The sequence below is a fragment of the Catellatospora sp. NPDC049111 genome (genome assembly GCF_040648615.1).
Lineage (GTDB): Bacteria > Actinomycetota > Actinomycetes > Mycobacteriales > Micromonosporaceae > Catellatospora > Catellatospora aurea.
In genome coordinates this window covers 123,740-144,304 of sequence record NZ_JBEZEB010000006.1, presented here as the reverse complement: position 1 = coordinate 144,304, position 20,565 = coordinate 123,740, and the positions used below count along the sequence as shown (strand labels likewise).

The 20,565-nt window shown below is 74.8% G+C and carries 2 protein-coding genes; both read left to right on the top strand.

All coding sequences use genetic code 11. The annotated features are described in order from the left end of the window. Window positions 1-14: 14 nt before the first annotated feature. Complete coding sequence (locus AB0B66_RS11315; RefSeq protein ID WP_360526629.1) at window positions 15-9,818, top strand: SDR family NAD(P)-dependent oxidoreductase; 9,804 nt, start codon at window positions 15-17, stop codon at window positions 9,816-9,818. 19 nt (window positions 9,819-9,837) lie between these two features. Further along, window positions 9,838-20,565, top strand: coding sequence for a type I polyketide synthase (locus AB0B66_RS11310; protein ID WP_360526626.1), 10,728 nt, complete (start codon window positions 9,838-9,840; stop codon window positions 20,563-20,565).

Below are 20,565 nucleotides of genomic sequence, written 5' to 3'. Positions count from 1 at the left end.
ATCGGAGCTGAGAGATGGCAGACGAGGACAAGCTTCGCGAATACCTCAAGCGCGCGGTCGCCGACGCCCGCGACGCGCGGCGACGGCTGCGCGAGATCGAGCAGCGACGCCGCGAACCGATCGCGATCGTTGGCATGGCCTGCCGTTTCCCGGGCGAGGTCGACTCCCCGGAGCAGCTGTGGGACCTCGTCGCGGCCGGTGGCGACGCGATCGGGCCGTTCCCGGCCGACCGCGACTGGGACCTCGCCGGGCTGTTCGACGCCGACCCCGACGCGATCGGCAAGACGTACGCCCGCGAGGGCGGCTTCCTGCACGACGCCGCCGAGTTCGACGCGACCTTCTTCGGCATCTCGCCGCGCGAGGCGCTGGGCATGGACCCGCAGCAGCGGCTGCTGCTGGAGACCGCGTGGGAGGTGTTCGAGCGCGCCGGGATCGACCCCGGCCGGGTACGCGGCGAGCGGGTCGGCGTGTTCGTCGGCGCGACCGACCAGGCGTACGGGCCGCGCATGCACGAGGCGGGCGAAGCCGTCGCCGGGCACCTGCTCACCGGCAACACCTCCAGCGTCGCGTCCGGGCGCATCGCCTACCAGCTCGGGCTCACCGGCCCGGCCGTCACCCTGGACACCGCCTGCTCGTCGTCGCTGGTCGCGCTGCACCTGGCCGCGCAGGCCCTGCGCAACGACGAGTGCACCATGGCCCTGGCCGGCGGGGTCATGGTGATGTCCACGCCGGGCACCTTCGTCGAGTTCAGCCGCCAGCGCGGCCTGTCGCCCAGCGGCCGCTGCCGCTCCTTCGCCGCCGCCGCCGACGGCACCGGCTGGTCGGAGGGCGCGGGACTGCTGCTCGTGGAGCGGCTGTCCGACGCCCGGCGGCTCGGCCACCGGGTGCTGGCCGTGATCCGGGGCAGCGCGGTCAACCAGGACGGGGCCTCCAACGGCCTCACCGCCCCCAACGGGCGCTCGCAGCAGCGGGTGATCCGCCAGGCCCTCGCCGACGCCGAACTGACCACGGCCGACGTCGATGCCGTGGAGGCGCACGGCACCGGCACGAAGCTCGGCGATCCGATCGAGGCCGAGGCGCTGCTGGCGACGTACGGGCAGGGCCGTGACGCCGACCGGCCGCTGTGGCTCGGCTCGGTCAAGTCGAACCTGGGCCACACCCAGCACGCCGCCGGGATCGCCGGGGTCATCAAGATGGTGCAGGCCCTGCGCGCAGGGATGCTGCCGCGGACGCTGCACGTCGACGAGCCGAGCCCGTACGTGGACTGGACCGCGGGCGGGGTGCGGCTGCTCACCGAGTCCCGCCCGTGGCCGGCCGGCGCCGTGCCGCGCCGGGCGGGCGTGTCGTCGTTCGGGGTCAGCGGCACCAACGCGCACCTGATCCTGGAGGAGGCCCCCGCCGACACCGGCCCGGACGACGCGTCCACCGACGAACCCCCGCCCGCGGTCGCGCCGGTCGCATCGCCGCCACCGGTGGACTGCGCCCTGGTGCCGTGGATCCTGTCCGGACGGTCGCCCGGTGCGCTGCGCGCGCAGGCCGCGCGGCTCGCCACCGCGCTCGCCTCGGTGGACCGGCTGGATGCGGGTCTGTCGCTGGCCGCGACACGCTCGGCCTTCGAACACCGCGCAGTCGTCCTGGCCGCCGACCACGATGAGGCACTGGCCGGGCTGGCCGCCCTCGCCGACGGCCGGTCGAGCGCCGCCGTGGTCACCGGCGAGGCCGTGCCGGGCCGGTTGGGTCTGCTGTTCACGGGTCAGGGTGCGCAGCGGGCGGGCATGGGGCTCGGCTTGTGCGAGGCGTTCCCGGTGTATGCGGCGGCTTTTGACGAGGTTTGCGCGGTCCTGGACCCGCTGCTGGGCCGGTCGTTGCGGGCCGCGATCGCGTCCGGGGACGGTCTGGAGCAGACCGGGTTGACGCAGCCTGCGTTGTTCGCGGTGGAGGTCGCGCTGTTCCGCCTGGTCGAGTCGCTGGGCGTCGTCCCCGCGTTCGTGGCGGGGCATTCGATCGGTGAGATCGCTGCTGCGCACGTGGCCGGGGTGCTGTCGCTGTCCGACGCGGCGACGCTGGTCGCGGCGCGGGGCCGGTTGATGCAGGCGCTGCCCGCCGGTGGGGCGATGGTGGCGGTGCGGGCGTCACGGGACCAGGTCACCGCGGCGCTGGCCGGGCTGGGGGAGCCGCTCACGGGCCGGGTCGGTATCGCGGCGGTGAACGGCCCGGCTTCGGTGGTGATCTCCGGTGCCGAGCAGGCAGTGGACGCGGTCGTCGCCGTGCTGGGTGTGACCGGGCGCAGGCTGGCGGTCAGCCACGCGTTCCACTCGCCGCTGATGGAGCCGATGCTCGCAGAGTTCGAGCAGGTCGTGTCGGGGCTGCGGTTCAGCGTGCCGACGCTGCCGTTCGTGTCGACGGTGACCGGTGCCCTGGTCGACGCCGAGCAGCTGTGCCGTTCCGAGTACTGGGTGGAGCACGTGCGCCGCCCGGTCCTGTTCGCCGACGCGGTCGGCGCGCTGGCCCGCGAGGGCGTGACCACCCTGCTGGAGATCGGACCCGACGGGGTCCTGTCCGGACTCGTTCCCGAACTCGCACCCGACGCGGTCGCCGTGCCGCTGCTGCGCGCCGACCGCCCGGAGCCGCAGGCGGCCCTCACCGCACTGGCCGCGATCCACACCCGTGGCGCGGGCGTCGACTGGTCCGCGTACTTCGCCGGCACCGCGGCGCAGCGGATCGACCTGCCCACCTACGCGTTCCAGCGGCGGCGGTTCTGGGCGGGGCAGTCCGCCGGGCACGTCACCGCCGATCCGGCCGACCGCGAGTTCTGGCAGATCGTGGAACGCGAAGACCTGTCCGCCCTCGCCCACCTGGTAGGTCTCGCCGGGACCGAGCTGGGCGCGGCCCTGCCCGCGCTCGCGGGCTGGCGTCGCCGCCGCCTCGGCCAGTCCGCCGCGGCACAGTGGCGCTACCAGACCGTGTGGCAGCCGCAACCCGCCCCGGCACCGGCCACGATCACCGGAGAGTGGCTCGTCGTCGCGGCCGACGACTTCGCCGCCGAGGCACAGCACGCCGTGCGCGCGCTGTCGGCCCGAGGCGCGGACGCCCGGATCGCCGACGCGGTCACCGCGACGGCCGACGGGGTGCTCATGCTCGGCCTGTCACCGCTGCCGTCGCTCACCGACACCCAGGCCTCGATCTGGACGCTGAGCCGGGGCGCGGTCGCGGTCACCGGTGCGGAGCGGCCGGAACCCGCCGGGCTTCAATGGTGGGCGCAGGCGCAGGAACTCGCCTGGCAGGACCTGCCGCACTGGCGGGGCATCGTCGACCTGGCCCCGGACCTCGACGAGCCCGGCTGGCTCCGGCTCGTCGACCTGCTCGCCACCGCCACCGAGTCGCAGTACGCGCTGCGTGCCGACGGGGTGTACGCACCTCGCCTGCACACCGCACCCACCGGGAACCGGCCCGCCTGGACCCCGCGCGGCACCGTGCTGCTGTCCGGGGCCGAGACCCCCGCTGCCGCGCTGCTGACCGGTTGGCTCGCCGCGGCCGGAGCCGAGGTCGCGGCGGTCGCCGCCGGGGACCTCGACGCCGCCGCGACCGTGCTCGCCACCCGCCGGGTGACCGCCGTCGTGCACGTCAACCACGACCCGGCCACCGGCCCCGCCATGATGTGGCTGCTCGACGAACTGACCCGGGGCCGCGACCTCGACGCGTACGTGCTGCTCTCCTCGGCGACGACGCTGTTCGGCGGGCCCGGCCAGGCCGCGCACGCCGGCCTGCGGCTGCACGCCGACGCTCTCGCCCAGCGCCGCCGCGCCGACGGCCTGCCCGCCGTCTCCGTCGCGTGGGGACTGTGGGACGGCGCCGAGGTGGCGCCCGCGGCAGGGTTCCGCCCGATGGCCGCCGAACCGGCCCTGCTCGCCCTGGCCGACGCCGCGACGCAGGCACCCGCCTGCGCGGTGATCGCCGACATCGACTGGCCGCGCGTAGCCGGGGCGGTGCCGGCCTCCGTCTGGTCGTTCATCGCCGACCTGCCGCAGGTCCGCGAACTGGAGCCGGAGGACGGCATCACGGCGGGCGGCGAACTGCGCCGGCGACTGGCGGGCCTCGGCCCGCAGGACCGCGACCGGGCACTGCTCGGCCTGGTCCTCGACCAGGTCGCGCTGGTGCTCGGCTACCCGGGCACCGACCAGCTCGGCGGCCGCCAGGCGTTCACCGAACTGGGGCTGAACTCGCTCACCGCGGTCGAGCTGCGCAACCGGCTCGCCACGGCGACCGGGCTCACCTTCCCCGCGACACTCGTCTTCGACCACCCGAACCCCCAGGCGGTCGCGCACTACCTGGGCACCGAGCTGTTCAGCGCCGCGCCCGCCGCGACGGTGACCGCCCGGCCGGCCGCCGACGCGGACGAGCCGATCGCGATCGTGGGCATGGCGTGCCGCTTCCCCGGCGACGTCGCCTCGCCCGAGGACCTGTGGGACCTGGTCGCCTCCGGCCGCGACGCCATCGGCGGCTTCCCCACCGACCGGGGCTGGGACGTCGAGGGGCTCTACGACCCTGACCCGGACGCGGCCGGCCGGACGTACGCGCGCGACGGCGGCTTCCTCTACGGCGCGGCCGAGTTCGACGCGGCGTTCTTCGGCATCTCGCCGCGGGAGGCACTGGCCATGGATCCGCAGCAGCGGCTGCTGCTGGAGACGGCGTGGGAGGCGTTCGAGCGCGCCGGGATCGACCCGGAGACGGTACGCGGCACCGAGATCGGGGTGTTCGCGGGCGGCAACGGCACCGACTACGCCTCGATGATGACCCGGGCGCCGGAGGGCGTCGACGGTTATCTGATGACCGGTACGGCGTCGAGCGTGGTCGCCGGGCGCATCTCGTACACGTTCGGGTTCACCGGGCCCGCCATGACCATCGACACCGCCTGCTCGTCGTCGCTGGTGGCACTGCACCTCGCCGCGCAGGCGCTGCGCAACGGCGAGTGCCGGATGGCGCTGGCCGGCGGCGTGACGGTGATGTCGACCCCGGGCACGTTCATCGAGTTCAGCCGCCAGCGCGGGTTGTCGCCGGACGGGCGGTGCAAGGCGTTCTCGGCGGAGGCGGACGGCACGGGTTGGGCCGAGGGTGCGGGGATGCTGCTGGTGGAGCGGCTGTCGGACGCGCGGCGGCTGGGACATCACGTGCTCGCGGTGGTACGCGGCTCGGCGGTGAACCAGGACGGTGCGTCGAACGGTCTGACCGCGCCGAACGGTCCTTCGCAGCAGCGGGTGATCCGTCAGGCGCTCGCTTCGGCGGGTCTGTCCACCTCGGAGGTGGACCTGGTCGAGGCGCACGGCACCGGTACGCGGCTGGGCGATCCGATCGAGGCCGAGGCGCTGCTGGCGACGTACGGGCAGGGCCGATCTGCGGATCAGCCGCTGTGGCTGGGGTCGTTGAAGTCGAACATCGGGCATGCGCAGGCGGCCGCCGGGGTGGGCGGTGTGATCAAGGTGGTGCAGGCGCTGCGCCACGGGGTCATGCCGCAGACGCTGCACGTGGAGAACCGGTCGCCGTTCGTGGACTGGTCGGCGGGTGCGGTCGAGCTGCTGACCGAGGCGAAGCAGTGGCCTGAACTGGACCGGCCCCGCCGGGCGGCGGTGTCCTCGTTCGGGGCCAGCGGCACCAACACCCACGTCATCATCGAGCAGGCCCCCGAGCCCGACCCGGTCATGCCGCCGACGAGCGGCACGGGCACCGGTCCCGTGGCATGGGCGTTGTCCGCGAAGTCCGACACCGCCCTGCGCGACCAGGCACAGGCGCTGCTCGCGGTCGTGGATCCACGCCACCTTGACACGGATCCCGCTGCGGACGATGCCGACGTCACCGCGATCGCAGCGGCACTGGCCAGTCGCACCGCTTTCGATCACCGCGCTGTCGTGCTCGGCGATGACCTCGCCGAACTGACCACGGGCTTGTCCGCCCTCGCCTCCGGCAGCGACGCCCCGGGCCTGGTCACCGACGCGGTGGCAGCAGGTCGGCTCGGTCTGCTGTTCACGGGCCAGGGCGCGCAGCGGGCGGGCATGGGACTCGGCCTCTACGAGGCGTTCCCGGTCTATGCGGCGGCGTTCGACGAGGTGTGCGAGGTCCTTGACCCGTTGCTGGGCCGGTTGCTGCGGGACGCGATCGCTTCCGGGGACGGTCTGGAGCAGACCGGGTTGACGCAGCCTGCGTTGTTCGCGGTGGAGGTGGCGCTGTTCCGCTTGGCGGCGTCGCTGGGTGTGACGCCCGATCTTGTGGCGGGGCATTCGATCGGTGAGATCGCGGCTGCGCATGTGGCCGGGGTGTTGTCGCTGGCGGATGCGGCGACGCTGGTCGCCGCGCGGGGCCGGTTGATGCAGGCACTGCCGTCGGGTGGGTCGATGGTGGCGGTGCGCGCTTCGCGTGAGCAGGTCACCGCGGCGCTGGCCGGGCTGGGGGAGCCGTTCGCGGGCCGGGTCGGTATCGCGGCGGTCAACGGCCCGGCGTCGGTGGTCGTATCCGGTGATGAGCGGGCCGTGGATGCGGTCATGGCGGCGCTGGGCGTGGACGGTCGCAGGCTGACGGTCAGCCATGCGTTCCACTCGCCGCTGATGGAGCCGATGCTGGGCGAGTTCGAGCAGGTCGTGTCGGGGTTGCGGTTCGAACCGCCGAAGGTCGCGTTCGTGTCCTCGGTGACCGGTGCGCTGGTCAGTGCCGAGGAACTGTCCCGGCCGGGTTACTGGGTTGATCACGTACGCCGACCGGTGCTGTTCGCCGACGCGGTCGGCACACTGGTCCGGGAGGGTGCGTCCACGCTGCTGGAGATCGGGCCGGACGCCGTGCTCACCGCGATGGCGTCCGCGTTCCTGCCGGACGGGGTCGCGGCGGTCGGCCCGCAGCGGCGCGACCGCGACGAGGCACGCGAGCTGCTCACGGCGCTGGCGCGCCTGCACACCAGGGGAGCGATCACCGGGTGGCCGCGCCGGGCCGACGCCGCGTCCTCGGTGGACCTGCCGACGTATCCGTTCCAGCGGCAGCGGTACTGGCTGACCGCGGCCGCGGCGGCCGACCTGGCCGCCACCGGCCTCGACGACGCCGGGCACCCGCTGCTCGGCGCGGCGGTGGAACTGGCCGGCGGTGACGGCGCGCTGCTCACCGGCCGGATCTCGCTGTACGGCCAGCCCTGGTTGGCCGACCACCGGGTGATGGACACGGTGCTGCTGCCGGGCACCGCCTTCGTCGAGCTGGCCGTGCGCGCCGGTGACCAGGTCGGCTGCGGCGTGCTCGACGAGCTGACCCTCGCCGCGCCACTGGTGCTGGCGGCCGGCGAACCGGTGACGTTGCAGGTGGCCGTCGGCGCCGCCGACGACGACGGACGCCGACCCGTCAGTGTGTACGCCCGCGCCGGTGACGGCGACGAGTGGACCCGCCACGCGACCGGCTTCGTCGCGCCCGCCGTGCCCAGCGCCACCGGGGAGGGCCTGACGGCGTGGCCGCCGCCGGGCGCGGACGAGCTGCTCGTCGACGACGCGTACGACCGGCTGGCCGTGCAGGGATACGGCTACGGTCCTGGGTTCCAGGGCCTGCGCCGGGCCTGGCGCAGCGGCGACGACGTGTACGCCGAGGTCGCCCTGCCGGATTCGCTGAACCCGGCCGGCTACCGGCTGCACCCCGCGCTGCTCGACGCGACCCTGCACGCGTTCATGCTCCGCGCCCTCGACGACGCCGAACCGGCCCTGCCGTTCGCCTGGAACGGCGTGTCGGTGCACGCCGTCGGCGCGACCGACCTGCGGGTCCGGTTCACCTCCACCGGCCCGGACACGGTCGCGGTGCTGATCGCCGACGCCACCGGTGCGCCCGTGGCCGAAGCCCGCTCGCTGCAGTGGCGCACCGTCACCGCGGACGCGCTCCCGGCCGCCCGCTCACCCCACCGCGACGCCCTGTTCACCGTCGACTGGGACGCCGTCCCCGCGGGCTCGGCGGGTGACCGCGCCGGCTGGGCCGTGCTCGGCTCCGACGATCTGCGGCTGGGTGCGCGGCTCGGCGTCACCCGGCACGGTGCGACCCTCGACGACCTGTTCGCCGAAGCGGGGGACGCGGTGCCGGACACGGTGCTGACCTGCCTGGTCGAACCGGCCGACGCCGACGACCGTACCGACGGCGGGGTCGTCGGCGAGGTCCACGCCGCCACCCGGGCCGCGCTGGAACTGGCCCAGGCCTGGCTGGCCGACCCGCGGTTCGCGTTGTCCCGGCTGGTCGTGGTGACCCGCGGCCTGCTCGCCGAGGACGCCGGCGGCGGTGACCTGGCCCTGGCCGCCGCCACCGCGCTGCTGCGGTCCGCGCAGGCCGAGAACCCGGACCGGATCCTGCTGGCCGACCTCGACGGTGCCGACGACGCGGCCGACCTGCTGCCCGCGGCGCTGGCCACCGGCGAACCGCAGGTGGCGATCCAGCAGGGCCGGGTACGCGCACCCCGCCTCAGCCGGGTGCGCCCGGCCACCGGCGACGGCGCGCCGCTGCGCACCGGCGGCACCGTGCTGGTCACCGGCGGCACCGGCGGTCTCGGCGCGATCCTGGCCCGCCACCTGGTGGTGAAACACGGCGTGCGCCACCTGCTGCTCGCCGGCCGGCGCGGTCTGGCCGGCTCGGGAGCCCAGGAGCTGTCCGACGAGCTGACCGCGCTCGGCGCGCAGGTCACCGTGGCCGCCTGCGACACCGCCGACCGGGACGCGTTGGCCAGCCTGCTGGCCGACATTCCGGCCGACCGGCCGCTGACCGCCGTCGTGCACGCCGCCGGTGTCGCCGACGACGGCGTCATCGGCTCGCTGGACCCGCAGCGGCTCGCCGGTGTCCTGCGGCCCAAGGTGGACGCGTCCTGGCACCTGCACGAGCTGACCCAGGACGCCGACCTCGACGCGTTTGTGCTGTTCTCCTCGGCCGCCGCCGTGTTCGGGGCGCCCGGCCAGGGCAACTACGCGGCCGCCAACGCGTTCCTCGACGGCCTCGCCCTGCACCGCCGCGAGCAGGGCCTGCCCGCGACCGCGCTGTCGTGGGGCCTGTGGGCGGCCCGGAGCAGCGGCATCACCGGCCACCTCGGCGACGCCGACTTCCAGCGCATGGCGCGGGCCGGTCTCACCGCGCTCGACGAGCAGGAGGGCCTGGCGCTGCTGGACGCCGCGCTCGGCCGGCCCGACCCGTGGCTGCTGCCGATGCGGCTGGACCTGCGGGTGCTGCGCGCCCCGGGCAACGCCGTGCCGGCCCTGCTCCGCGGCCTGGTGCCGATCCCGGGACAGCGCACCGCGGCCAGCGGCCAGCAGATGTCCGGCCTCGCCGACGACCTCGCCCGGCTCGGCGAGGCCGAGCAGCGGGAACTGCTCGGCGACCTGGTCCGCAAGCAGGTCGCCACGGTGCTCGGCCACGCCGCCGGGGCCGCCGTCGATCCCGACCGGGCGTTCAAGGAGCTGGGTTTCGACTCGCTCACGGCGGTGGACCTGCGCAACCGGCTCAACACGCTGACCGGGCTGCGGCTGCCCGCGACGCTGGTGTTCGACCACCCGACGCCGGGCTCGCTCGCCGAGCACCTGCGGGTGGCGCTGGCCGGCCCCGGCATCGACCCGGAGCGGCTGGTGCACCAGGAACTCGACCGGCTGGAGACGGCGCTCGCCGCCGACCTCGACGACCTGGCCCGGGCACGCGCGAAGGTGCGCCTGCAGGAGCTGCTGTCGCAGTGGGACACCCCCGCGGCGACCACCGACGTGACTTCGGAACTGCGGGACGCGTCAGCCGACGAGCTCTACGACTTCGTCGGGCGCGAGTTCGGCATCGCGATCTGAGCTGGGGAGATAGCTGACAATGGCGGACGAGAAACTGCTCGGATACTTCAAGAAGGTCACGGCGGAGCTGTACCAGACCCGTCGGCGGCTGCAGGAGCTGGAGTCGCAGGACACCGAGCCCATCGCGATCATCGGCATGGCCTGCCGGTACCCGGGCGGGGTGCGCACGCCCGAGGACCTGTGGCGGCTCGTCGCCGACGGCGTCGACGCGGTGTCGGAGTTCCCGGCGAACCGGGGCTGGCCCGCGGACCTGTACGACCCGGACCCGGAGGCGACCGGCAAGAGCTACTCCCGGGAGGGCGGCTTCCTGCACGACGCCGATGCGTTCGACGCCGAGTTCTTCGGCATGTCGCCGCGGGAGGCGCTCGGTGTGGACCCGCAGCAGCGGCTGCTACTGGAGATCTCGTGGGAGGCGTTCGAGCGGGCCGGCATCGACCCGGCCGCCGCGCAGGAGACCCCGGTCGGCGTGTTCGCCGGGGTGATGTACGCCGACTACGGCGTACGGCTGCTGCACGACATTCCGGAAGGGTTCGAGGGATACCTGCTCACCGGCAGCGCGGGCAGCGTCGCGTCCGGCCGGGTCGCGTACAACCTGGGCCTGGTCGGCCCGGCCGTCACCGTCGACACCGCGTGCTCGTCGTCACTGGTGGCGATGCACCTGGCGGCGCGGGCGCTGCGCTCGGGTGACTGCACCCTGGCGCTGGCCGGCGGCGTCACGGTGATGTCGATGCCGGGCACGTTCGTCGAGTTCAGCCGCCAGCGCGGGCTGGCCCCGGACGGGCGGTCGAAGTCGTTCGCCGCCGCGGCCGACGGGGTGGGCTGGTCGGAGGGCGCGGGCATGCTGCTGCTGGAGCGGCTGTCCGACGCCCGGCGCAACGGCCACCGCGTGCTCGCGCTGCTGCGCGGCTCGGCGGTCAACCAGGACGGGGCGTCCAACGGGCTCACCGCGCCCAACGGGCCGTCGCAGCGGCGGGTGATCCGGCAGGCGCTGGTCAACGCCCGGCTGGACCCGGCCGACGTGGACGTGGTCGAGGCGCACGGCACCGGCACCACCCTGGGCGACCCGATCGAGGCCGAGGCGCTGCTGGCGACGTATGGGCAGGACCGGCCCGCGGACCGGCCGCTGCGGCTCGGTTCGATCAAGTCGAACCTGGGGCACACCCAGGCGGCCGCGGGTGTCGCCGGTGTGATCAAGATGGTGCAGGCGCTGTCGCACGAGGCTCTGCCGCGCACGCTGCACGTGGACGCGCCGTCACCGCACGTGGACTGGTCGTCGGGCGCGGTCGAGCTGCTGACCGACCAGCGGCCTTGGCCGCGCGCGGAGACACCGCGCCGGGCCGGGGTGTCCTCGTTCGGCATCAGCGGGACCAACGCCCACGTGATCATCGAGGAGGCCCCGGCCGCCGAGGCAGCGGTTGCCGAGGTCGCCGCGCCGGTCGACCCTGCCGGGCCGTCCGGCGACGGGTCCACCGTGGACGTTCCAGTCCCGGCCGTGCGGGTGGCGATGCCGGTCGTGCCGTGGTTGCTGAGCGCCCGTAACCCGCAGGCGCTGCGAGAGCAGGCCGAACGGCTGCACGCGGCCGTGTCCGGTCTCGACGCGCAGGATGTCGGCTTCACGCTGGCCACGGCCAGGGCACGGTTCGACCACCGGGCCGTGGTGACCGGACCCGATCGCGACACCCTGCTGTCGGGCCTGTCCGCGCTGGCAGCGGGTACGCCCTCACCCGACGTCGTACAGGACGTGGTGACACCGGGCCGATTGGGCCTGCTGTTCACGGGTCAGGGTGCGCAGCGTATGGGCATGGGCTCGGGCCTCTACGAGGCGTTTGCGGTGTATGCGGCGGCGTTCGACGAGGTGTGTGCGGTCCTGGATTCGCTGCTGGGCCGGTCGTTGCGGGACGCGATCGCGTCCGGGGACGGGTTGGAGCAGACCGGTCTGACGCAGCCTGCGCTGTTCGCGGTGGAGGTGGCGCTGTTCCGGCTCGTGGAGTCGTTGGGCGTGACGCCTGGCTTCGTGGCGGGGCACTCGATCGGTGAGATCGCCGCTGCGCATGTGGCAGGGGTGCTGTCGCTGGCGGATGCGGCGACGCTGGTCGCCGCGCGGGGCCGGTTGATGCAGGCACTGCCTGCCGGTGGGTCGATGGTGGCCGTGCGCGCTTCGCGCGAGCGGGTCACCGCGGCGCTGGCCGAGCTGGCCGAGCAGCACGCGGGCCAGGTGGGCAGCTCTACCGGCGACGTTCCGGTGTCGGCGGTCGGCATCGCGGCGGTGAACGGCCCCGCATCGGTGGTGATCTCTGGTGACGAGCAGGCTGTGGACGCGGTCGTCGCAGCCTTGGGCGTGAGCGGGCGCAGGCTGTCGGTCAGCCACGCGTTCCACTCGCCGTTGATGGAGCCGATGCTCGAAGAGTTCGAGCAGATCGTGTCGGGGCTGCGGTTCGAGCCGCCGAAGATCGCGTTCGTGTCGACGGTGACCGGTGGTCTGGTGGGTGCCGACGAGTTGTCCCAGCCGGGTTACTGGGTCGACCACGTGCGGCGTCCGGTGCTGTTCGCGGATGCGGTGGTCGAGCTGGAGCGGCAGGGTGCGGCCACGTTGCTGGAGGTCGGGCCGGACGCGGTGCTGACCGCGATGGCAGCAGACTCCGTCACCGACGCCGTCGCGGTGCCGCTGCTGCGCCGCGACCTGCCCGAGCCCCAGGCACTGTGGGCCGGGCTGGGCCGTCTGCTCGCGCGTGGTGTGCCGGTCGCGCTCGCCGCCGCCTACGAGAGCACCGGCGCGCAACCCGTCGACCTGCCGACCTACGCCTTCCAGCACGAGCGGTACTGGCTGCTGCCCCCGGCGGGCAGCGGCGACGTCGCCGCAGCCGGTCTCGGCGCGGCCCGCCACCCGCTGCTCGGCGCGACCGTCGAACTGGCCGAGGGCGACACGGTCGTGCTGACCGGCCGCGTCTCCACGCAGACCCACCCGTGGCTGGCGGACCACGCCATCCTGGACACCGTGCTGGTTCCCGGCACGGCCCTGCTGGAACTCGCCACGCGCGCCGGCGACCAGGTCGGCTGCCATCACGTCGCGGAGCTGACACTGGCCACGCCGCTCGTGCTGGCCGGAACCGACCCGGTGCAGTTGCAGGTGGTGGTGGGTGCGGCCGATCCGGACGGGCAGCGCGAGCTGACGATCCACTCCCGCGCCGACGAGGACCAGCCCTGGACCCGCCACGCCGAAGGCCTGCTCGGACCGTCGGCTCCGGCGAACCCCGCCGGCCTGGGCGTGTGGCCGCCCGTGGGGGCCCGGGAGGTCCCGGTCGACGGCCTCTACGAGCGCCTGGTGACGCAGGGCCACGGCTACGGCCCCGCCTTCCAGGGGCTGCGCCACGTCTACCGCGACGGCGCCACGATCTACGCCGAGGTCGCACTGCCCGAAGCGGTACGCCCCGACGCGGCCCGGTTCGTGCTGCACCCGGCGCTGCTGGACGCGGCGCTGCACCCGCTGCTGCGCGGGGTGGCCGGCGACGACCTGCCCGGCGGGCTGCCGTTCTCCTGGTCCGGCGTGACCGTGCACCGGGGCGGCGCGGCGGCGCTGCGGGTCCGGCTGGCCCTGTCCGGCCCGGACACGGTGGCCCTGGACGCCTTCGACGAGACCGGCGCACCGGTGGCCACGGTGGACTCGCTGCTGTCCCGGCAGGTGTCGGCCGACGCGCTGCGCGGCGCGGGCCGGACCTTCCACGACCACCTCTACCGGCTGGACTGGGTGCCGCTGCGGGCAGCCGAAGCGACCCGAGCCGAGTGGACCGGACTCGCGGACCTGCCCGCCACGGGTTCGGTGCCCGCCATCGTGCTGACCGAGCTGGCGGCCCCTGCGGACGGGCCGGAGCCGGACCGTGTGCGCGAGGCCGCCCGGCAGGCGCTCGACCTGGTGCAGCGCTGGCTCGACGACGACCGGTACGCGGATTCGCGGCTCGTGGTGCACACTCGGGGCGCGGTCGGCCAGACGCCGGACCTGGCCCTGGCCGCCGCGTGGGGCCTGCTGCGCACCGCGCAGACCGAGAACCCGGGCCGGTTCGTGCTGGTGGACGGCGACGGCGACCTCGGTGCGGCCCTGGCCACCGGCGAACCGCAGCTCGTCCTCCGCGACGGGCAGGCGCTCGCCGGCCGGCTCGCCCGGGTCGAGTCCGCACCGGCGGCACCGTCCGCAACCTGGCCTGCCGACGGCACGGTCCTGATCACCGGGGCGACCGGCGGGCTCGGCGCGCTGCTGGCCCGGCACCTGGTCACCGCGCACGGGGTACGCCGCCTGCTGCTGACCAGCCGCCGGGGTCTCGACGCGCCCGGCGCGGAGCAGCTACGCGCCGACCTGATCGGGCTCGGTGCTCAGGTCACCGTCGCGGCGTGCGACAGCGCGGACCGCGACGCCCTCGCGGAGCTGCTGGCCGGTATCGACCCGGCGGTCCCGCTGCGGGCTGTCGTGCACACCGCGGGCGTGCTCGACGACGCCGTCGCCGCGGGGATGACCGCAGAGCAGCTCGACCGGGTGCTGCGGCCGAAGGTCGACGGCGCGTGGCACCTGCACGACCTCACCCGGGACGCCGAGCTGGACCAGTTCGTCGTCTACTCCTCGTCGGCGGGCGTGTTCGGCGGGCCTGGCCAGGCCAACTACGCGGCCGCCAACGCCTTCCTGGACGCGCTGGCGCTGCGCCGCCGCGCCGCCGGGCTGCCCGCGGCCTCGATCGGCTGGGGCCTGTGGGCCCAGGACGGCGGCATCACCGCGGAACTGTCCGGCAACGACCTCGCCCGTATCGCCCGCGCCGGCATGTCGCCGCTGCGCGAGGAGGAGGGGTTGCGCCTGTTCGACACGGTGCTCGCCGAGGGCCACGCGGCGGTGCTGCCGATGCGCCTGGAACTGTCCGCGCTGCGCGCCATGAACGACCTGCCCGCGCTGCTGACCGGCCTGGTGCGCCGCGCTCCGCGCCGCGCGGCCGCCGGTCGCGGGCAGGGCGGTTCGGTCGGGCTGCGTGAGCGGCTGGCGGGCCTGTCCGCCGCCGACCGGGCCAAGGTCCTGCTTGATCTGGTACGCGGCCAGGTCGCCGCGGTGCTCGGGCACGCCGGCGCCGACACCGTCGACGCCGCAAGGGCGTTCAAGGACGTCGGCTTCGACTCGCTGACCGCCGTCGAGCTGCGCAACCAGCTCAACGCGGTCACCGGGCTGCGGCTGCCCGCCGCGCTGATCTTCGACTACCCGTCGCCGCAGGCCATCGCGACCCTGCTGGACACCGAGCTGGGCGGCGCGGCCGCGACGGCGGCACCGGTCGCGGTGACGGCCGTGGCCGACGACGACCCCATCGTCATCACGGGCATGGCCTGCCGCCTGCCCGGCGGGGTCGAAAGCCCGGAGCAGCTGTGGGATCTCGTCGCGCGCGGCGGGGACGCGGTGGGCGACTTCCCCGCCGACCGCGGCTGGGATGTGGCGGGCGTCTACGACCCCGACCCGGACGCGGCCGGCAAGAGCTACACCCGGCAGGGCGGTTTCGTCAGCGGCATCGACCGGTTCGACGCGGGCCTGTTCGGGATCTCGCCGCGCGAGGCGCTGAGCATGGATCCGCAGCAACGGCTGCTGCTGGAGACGGCGTGGGAGAGCTTCGAGAGCGCCGGGGTCGACCCGCAGGCGGCCCGGGGCGGGCAGACCGGCGTGTTCGTCGGCGTCAGCAGCCAGGACCACGCCACGATCCTGGCCCGCGTGCCCGGGTTCGAGGGCCAGCTGCTGTCCGGCAGCGCGAACAGCATCGCCTCCGGGCGGATCGCGTACCACCTGGGCCTGACCGGTCCCGCGATCACCCTGGACACGGCCTGCTCGTCGTCGCTGGTGGCGATGCACCTGGCCGCGCAGGCGCTGCGCAACGGCGAATGTGACATGGCGCTGGCCGGCGGCGCGCTGGTGATGTCGACGCCGACGCTGTTCGTCGAGTTCAGCCGCCAGCGCGGGCTGGCCCCGGACGGGCGCTGCAAGGCGTTCTCGGCCGCCGCCGACGGCACCGGCTGGGCCGAGGGCGTGGCGATGCTGCTGCTCGAACGCGAGTCCGACGCCCGCGCCCGCGGTCACGAGATCCTCGCCGTGCTGCGCGGTTCCGCGGTCAACCAGGACGGGGCGTCCAACGGGCTGATGGCCCCGAACGGCCCGTCGCAGCAGCGCGTGATCCGGCAGGCGCTCGCCTCGGCGGGGCTGTCCCCGGCCGACGTGGACGCCGTCGAGGCGCACGGCACCGGCACCCGGCTCGGCGACCCGATCGAGGCCGAGGCGATCCTGGCCACGTACGGGCGGGAACGGCCCGCCGGCCGGCCGCTGCTGCTCGGCTCGGTGAAGTCGAACCTCGGCCACACCCAGCACGCGGCGGGGGCGGCCGGTGTCATCAAGATGATCATGGCAATGCGGCACGGGGTGCTGCCGCAGACGCTGCACGTCGACGAGGCGTCGCCGCACATCGACTGGTCCGGCGGCACCGTGGAGCTGCTGCGCGCCGCCCGGCCGTGGCCTGATTCGGCTGCGCCCCGCCGGGCGGCGGTGTCGTCGTTCGGCGTGAGCGGCACCAACGCCCACGTGATCCTGGAACAGCCCGCCGCGCCACCGCAGCCGTCCACCCCCGACTTCCGGACGGTGAAGTCGCCTGCCGCGTCCCCGTCGTCCGAGATCCTGCCGGCGCGCGAAACGGTGCCGTGGGTTGTTTCCGGCCGGACCGCCACGGCGCTTCGCGATCAGGCGGCCCGCCTGCTCACGGCGGTGGGGGACCACGAACCCGCTGCCGTGGCACGCACGCTGACCTCCCGGACGGTGTTCGAGCACCGTGCGGTGGTCGTCGGCGGGGATCGTGACGAGTTGCTGTCCGGTCTGCGGGCGGTCGCGGACGGCACCGCCGGTGGTGCGGTGGGCGGGGGCGCGCTGGCGCTGCTGTTCACGGGTCAGGGTGCGCAGCGGGCGGGCATGGGACTCGGCCTTTATGAGGCGTTCCCGGTGTATGCGGCGGCGTTCGACGAGGTGTGCGCGGTCCTTGACCCGTTGCTGGGCCGGTCGTTGTGGGACGCGATCGCGTCCGGGGACGGTCTGGAGCAGACGGGGTTGACGCAGCCCGCGCTGTTCGCGGTCGAGGTGGCGCTGTTCCGCTTGGCGGCGTCGCTGGGTGTGACGCCCGATCTTGTGGCGGGGCATTCGATCGGTGAGATCGCGGCTGCGCATGTGGCCGGGGTGTTGTCGCTGGTGGACGCGGCGACGTTGGTCGCGGCGCGGGGCCGGTTGATGCAGGCACTGCCGTCGGGTGGGTCGATGGTGGCGGTCCGGGCTTCGCATGAGCAGGTCACGGCTGCGTTGGCCGGGTTGGCCGACCCGCGCGCGGGCCAGGTGGGCATCGCGTCTGGCGATGACCTGGCATCGTCGGTGGGCATCGCGGCGGTCAACGGTCCGTCGTCGGTGGTGATCTCGGGTGACGAGCAGGCCGTGGACGCGGTCGTGGCCGCGTTGGGCGTGAACGGGCGCAGGCTGTCGGTCAGCCATGCGTTCCACTCACCATTGATGGAACCGATGCTGGCCGAGTTCGAGCAGGTCGTGTCGGGGTTGCGGTTCGAGGCTCCGACGGTGCCGTTCGTGTCCTCGGTGACCGGCGGGCTGGTGGGTGCCGATGAGCTGTCCCGGCCGGGTTACTGGGTGGAGCACGTGCGGCGTCCGGTGCTGTTCGCGGACGCGGTGGTCGAGCTGGAGCGGCAGGGTGTGTCCACGCTGCTGGAGGTCGGGCCGGACGCGGTGCTGACCGCAATGGCCGCCGACTCCGTCACCGACGCTGTGGCGGTGCCTATGCTGCGGCGGGATCGGGCGGAGGAGCACAGCCTGCTGGCCGCGCTGGGTGAGGTCTTCGTGCGCGGCGCGGCGGCCGTCGACTGGGTCGCCGTGCTGCGTGGCCAGGGGCGGCGGGTGCCGCTGCCGACGTACGCGTTCCAGCACGAGAGCTACTGGCTCACCGTGCCGCCGGGTGCGGGCGACGCGGCGGCGATCGGTGTCGGCGACGCCGACCACCCGCTGCTCGGCGCGACCGTCGAGCTGGCCGGCGGTGGTCTGGTGCTCACGGGAAGGCTGTCGCCCGCCACCCAGCCGTGGCTGAACGACCACGCGGTGATGGGCGCCGTGCTGCTGCCGGGCACGGCGTTCGTCGAGCTGGCGCTGCGGGCCGCGCGGGAGGCGGGCTGCCCGCGTATCGAGGAGCTGACCCTCGTCGCGCCGCTGGCGCTGCCGGCGGGCGGCGGGGTACGGGTGCAGGTCACCGTGTCCGAGCGCGACGACAAGGGACGGCGTACCGTCGAGATCCACTCGCGGCCGGACGGCGACCCGGACGCGGCGTGGTCGCAGCATGCCGCCGGGGTACTCACGGAGACCCCCGCGGTGCCCGAGGCGGCCGGCACGGCGTGGCCGCCACCGGAGGTCACCGAGCTGGACGTCACCGGCGTATACGACGACCTGGCCGGGCAGGGCTACCGCTACGGTCCGGCGTTCCAGGGCATGCGCCGGGTCTGGCAGCGCGACCGCGAGCTGTACGTCGAGGTCGAACTCCCCGAGGCGCAGCGGGCCGCGGCGGGCCGGTGCATGGTGCACCCGGCCCTGCTCGACGCGGCCCTGCACGCCCTGCTGCCCGGGGTGACCGCCGAGTCGACCACGCCCGGCCTGCCGTTCTCCTGGAACGGCGTGACCCTGCACCGGCCGGGCGTGACCGCCCTGCGCGGCCGCCTGACCCGGCAGAGCGCCGAGGCGGGACTCGACACGGTGCGCCTGGACCTCACCGACGAGTACGGCACCCCCGTGGTCTCGGTCGAGTCGATGCTGTCCCGCCCGATCCCCGCCGACGCGCTCGCCGCCGCCCCGCACGACGCGCTCTACCGCGTTGACTGGACCGACGTGCCCGCAGCGCAGACCGCCGCGGACTGGGCGGTGCTCGGCGACGAGGAGTACGCCGCGGCACTGCCGGGCACCCGCTACGGCGGACTGTCCGAACTGACCGAATCCGGCAATCAGATGCCCCCGCAGGTGCTCGTGCCCGTGGCGGCTGACCCGTCGGGCGACGTCGCCGAGCAGGCCCGCGCGGCTGCCCAAGAGGTGCTCGACCTGGCGCAGCGCTGGCTGCGCGAACCCCGTTTCACGGACTCCCGCCTGGTCCTGCTCACCCGCAGGTCGGTCGCGGCGGGCGACGAGGCCGCGACCGACCTGCCGTACGCCGCCGCGCGTGGCCTGCTGCTGTCGGCCGCGACCGAGAACCCCGGCCGTTTCGCCGTCGTCGACGTCGACAGGGACGCGCGCTCACTGGCCGCGCTGCCGGTCGCGCTCGGCTCCGGCGAGACCGACCTCGCCGTACGCGAAGGCAGGGTCCTCACCCCGCGCCTGGCCGCGGCCCCGCGCCGCGAACCGTCCGCGCTCGGCTGGGACCCGGCGGGCACCGTCCTGGTCACCGGCGCGACCGGCGGCCTGGGCGCGCTGCTCGCCCGGCACCTGGTCGCCCGGCACGGGGTGCGGCGGCTGCTGCTGGTCAGCAGGCGCGGCCCGGCCGCGCCCGGGGCCGACGAGCTGCGCGACGAGCTCACCCGCCAGGGAGCCGAGGTGGAGATCACGGCCTGCGACGTGGCCGACCGCGACCAGGTCGCGCGGCTCGTCGCGGCCGTGCCGGCGGACCGGCCGCTGACTGCCGTCCTGCACACCGCGGGCGTGCTCGACGACAGCATGCTCACCGCGATGACGCCCGAGCAGGTCGACGGCGTGCTGCGGCCCAAGACCGACGCCGCTTGGCACCTGCACGAGCTGACCCGGGACCGGGAACTGGCCGCGTTCGTCCTCTACTCGTCGGTGTCCGGCCTGCTGGGGCCGCCGGGGCAGGCCAACTATGCGGCGGGCAACGCGTTCCTCAACGCGCTCGCCGCCCAGCGCCGCGCCGCCGGGCTGCCCGGAATCTCCCTGGCCTGGGGCCTGTGGGCGCAGGAAGGCGGCATGATCGCCCAGCTCGACGAGGCCGACCGCAGGCGGGTCGCCCGCGGCGGGGTGGTGCCGATGAGCGAGGACGAGGGCATGGCCCTGTTCGACGCCGCGATGGTCCACGACGAGAGCCTGCTCGCGCCGGTGCGCTTCGACACCGCCGCGCTGCGGGCCCTCGGCGGCGGCCTGCCCCGGGTGCTGCGCGGCCTGGTACGCGCCCGCGCCCAGGCGTCCGCCGCCCCGGCCATGCCGCTGTCGCAGCGGCTCGCCGGGCTGGACGCCGAACAGCGCGACCGGCTGCTGTCCGATCTGGTCCGCGCCGAGATCGCCGCGGTGCTCGGGCACAGCGGCCGGGACGCCATCGACCCCGACCGGCCGTTCACCGACCTGGGGTTCGACTCCCTGGCCGCCGTCGAGCTGCGCAACCGGCTCGGCTCGGCCGCCGGGCTGCGCCTGCCCGCCACGCTGGTATTCGACTACCCGACCGCCGGGGCGGTGGCCGGCTACCTGGCGGCCGAGCTGCCCTCGGCGGCCGCGCCGGTCTCGTTCGAGCAGGAGCTGGCCCGCCTGGAGGCGGGACTGGCGGCGCTGACCCGCGACGCGGAGGTCGCCGGACCGATCGCGGCACGGCTGGAACGGATGCTGGTCGGCCTGCGCGGTTCGGCCGTCTCGACCGCGGGGGCGGACTCCGAGCACGATCTGCAGACGGTTCCGCTGGACCGGCTGCTCGACATCATCGACACCGAGTTCGAGCTGTAG

Excerpts from the sequence above, each read along its gene's own strand:
- AB0B66_RS11315 (WP_360526629.1), top strand. The coding sequence starts at position 15 with ATGGCAGACGAGGACAAGCTTCGCGAATACCTCAAGCGCGCGGTCGCC.
- AB0B66_RS11310 (WP_360526626.1), top strand. The coding sequence starts at position 9,838 with ATGGCGGACGAGAAACTGCTCGGATACTTCAAGAAGGTCACGGCGGAG.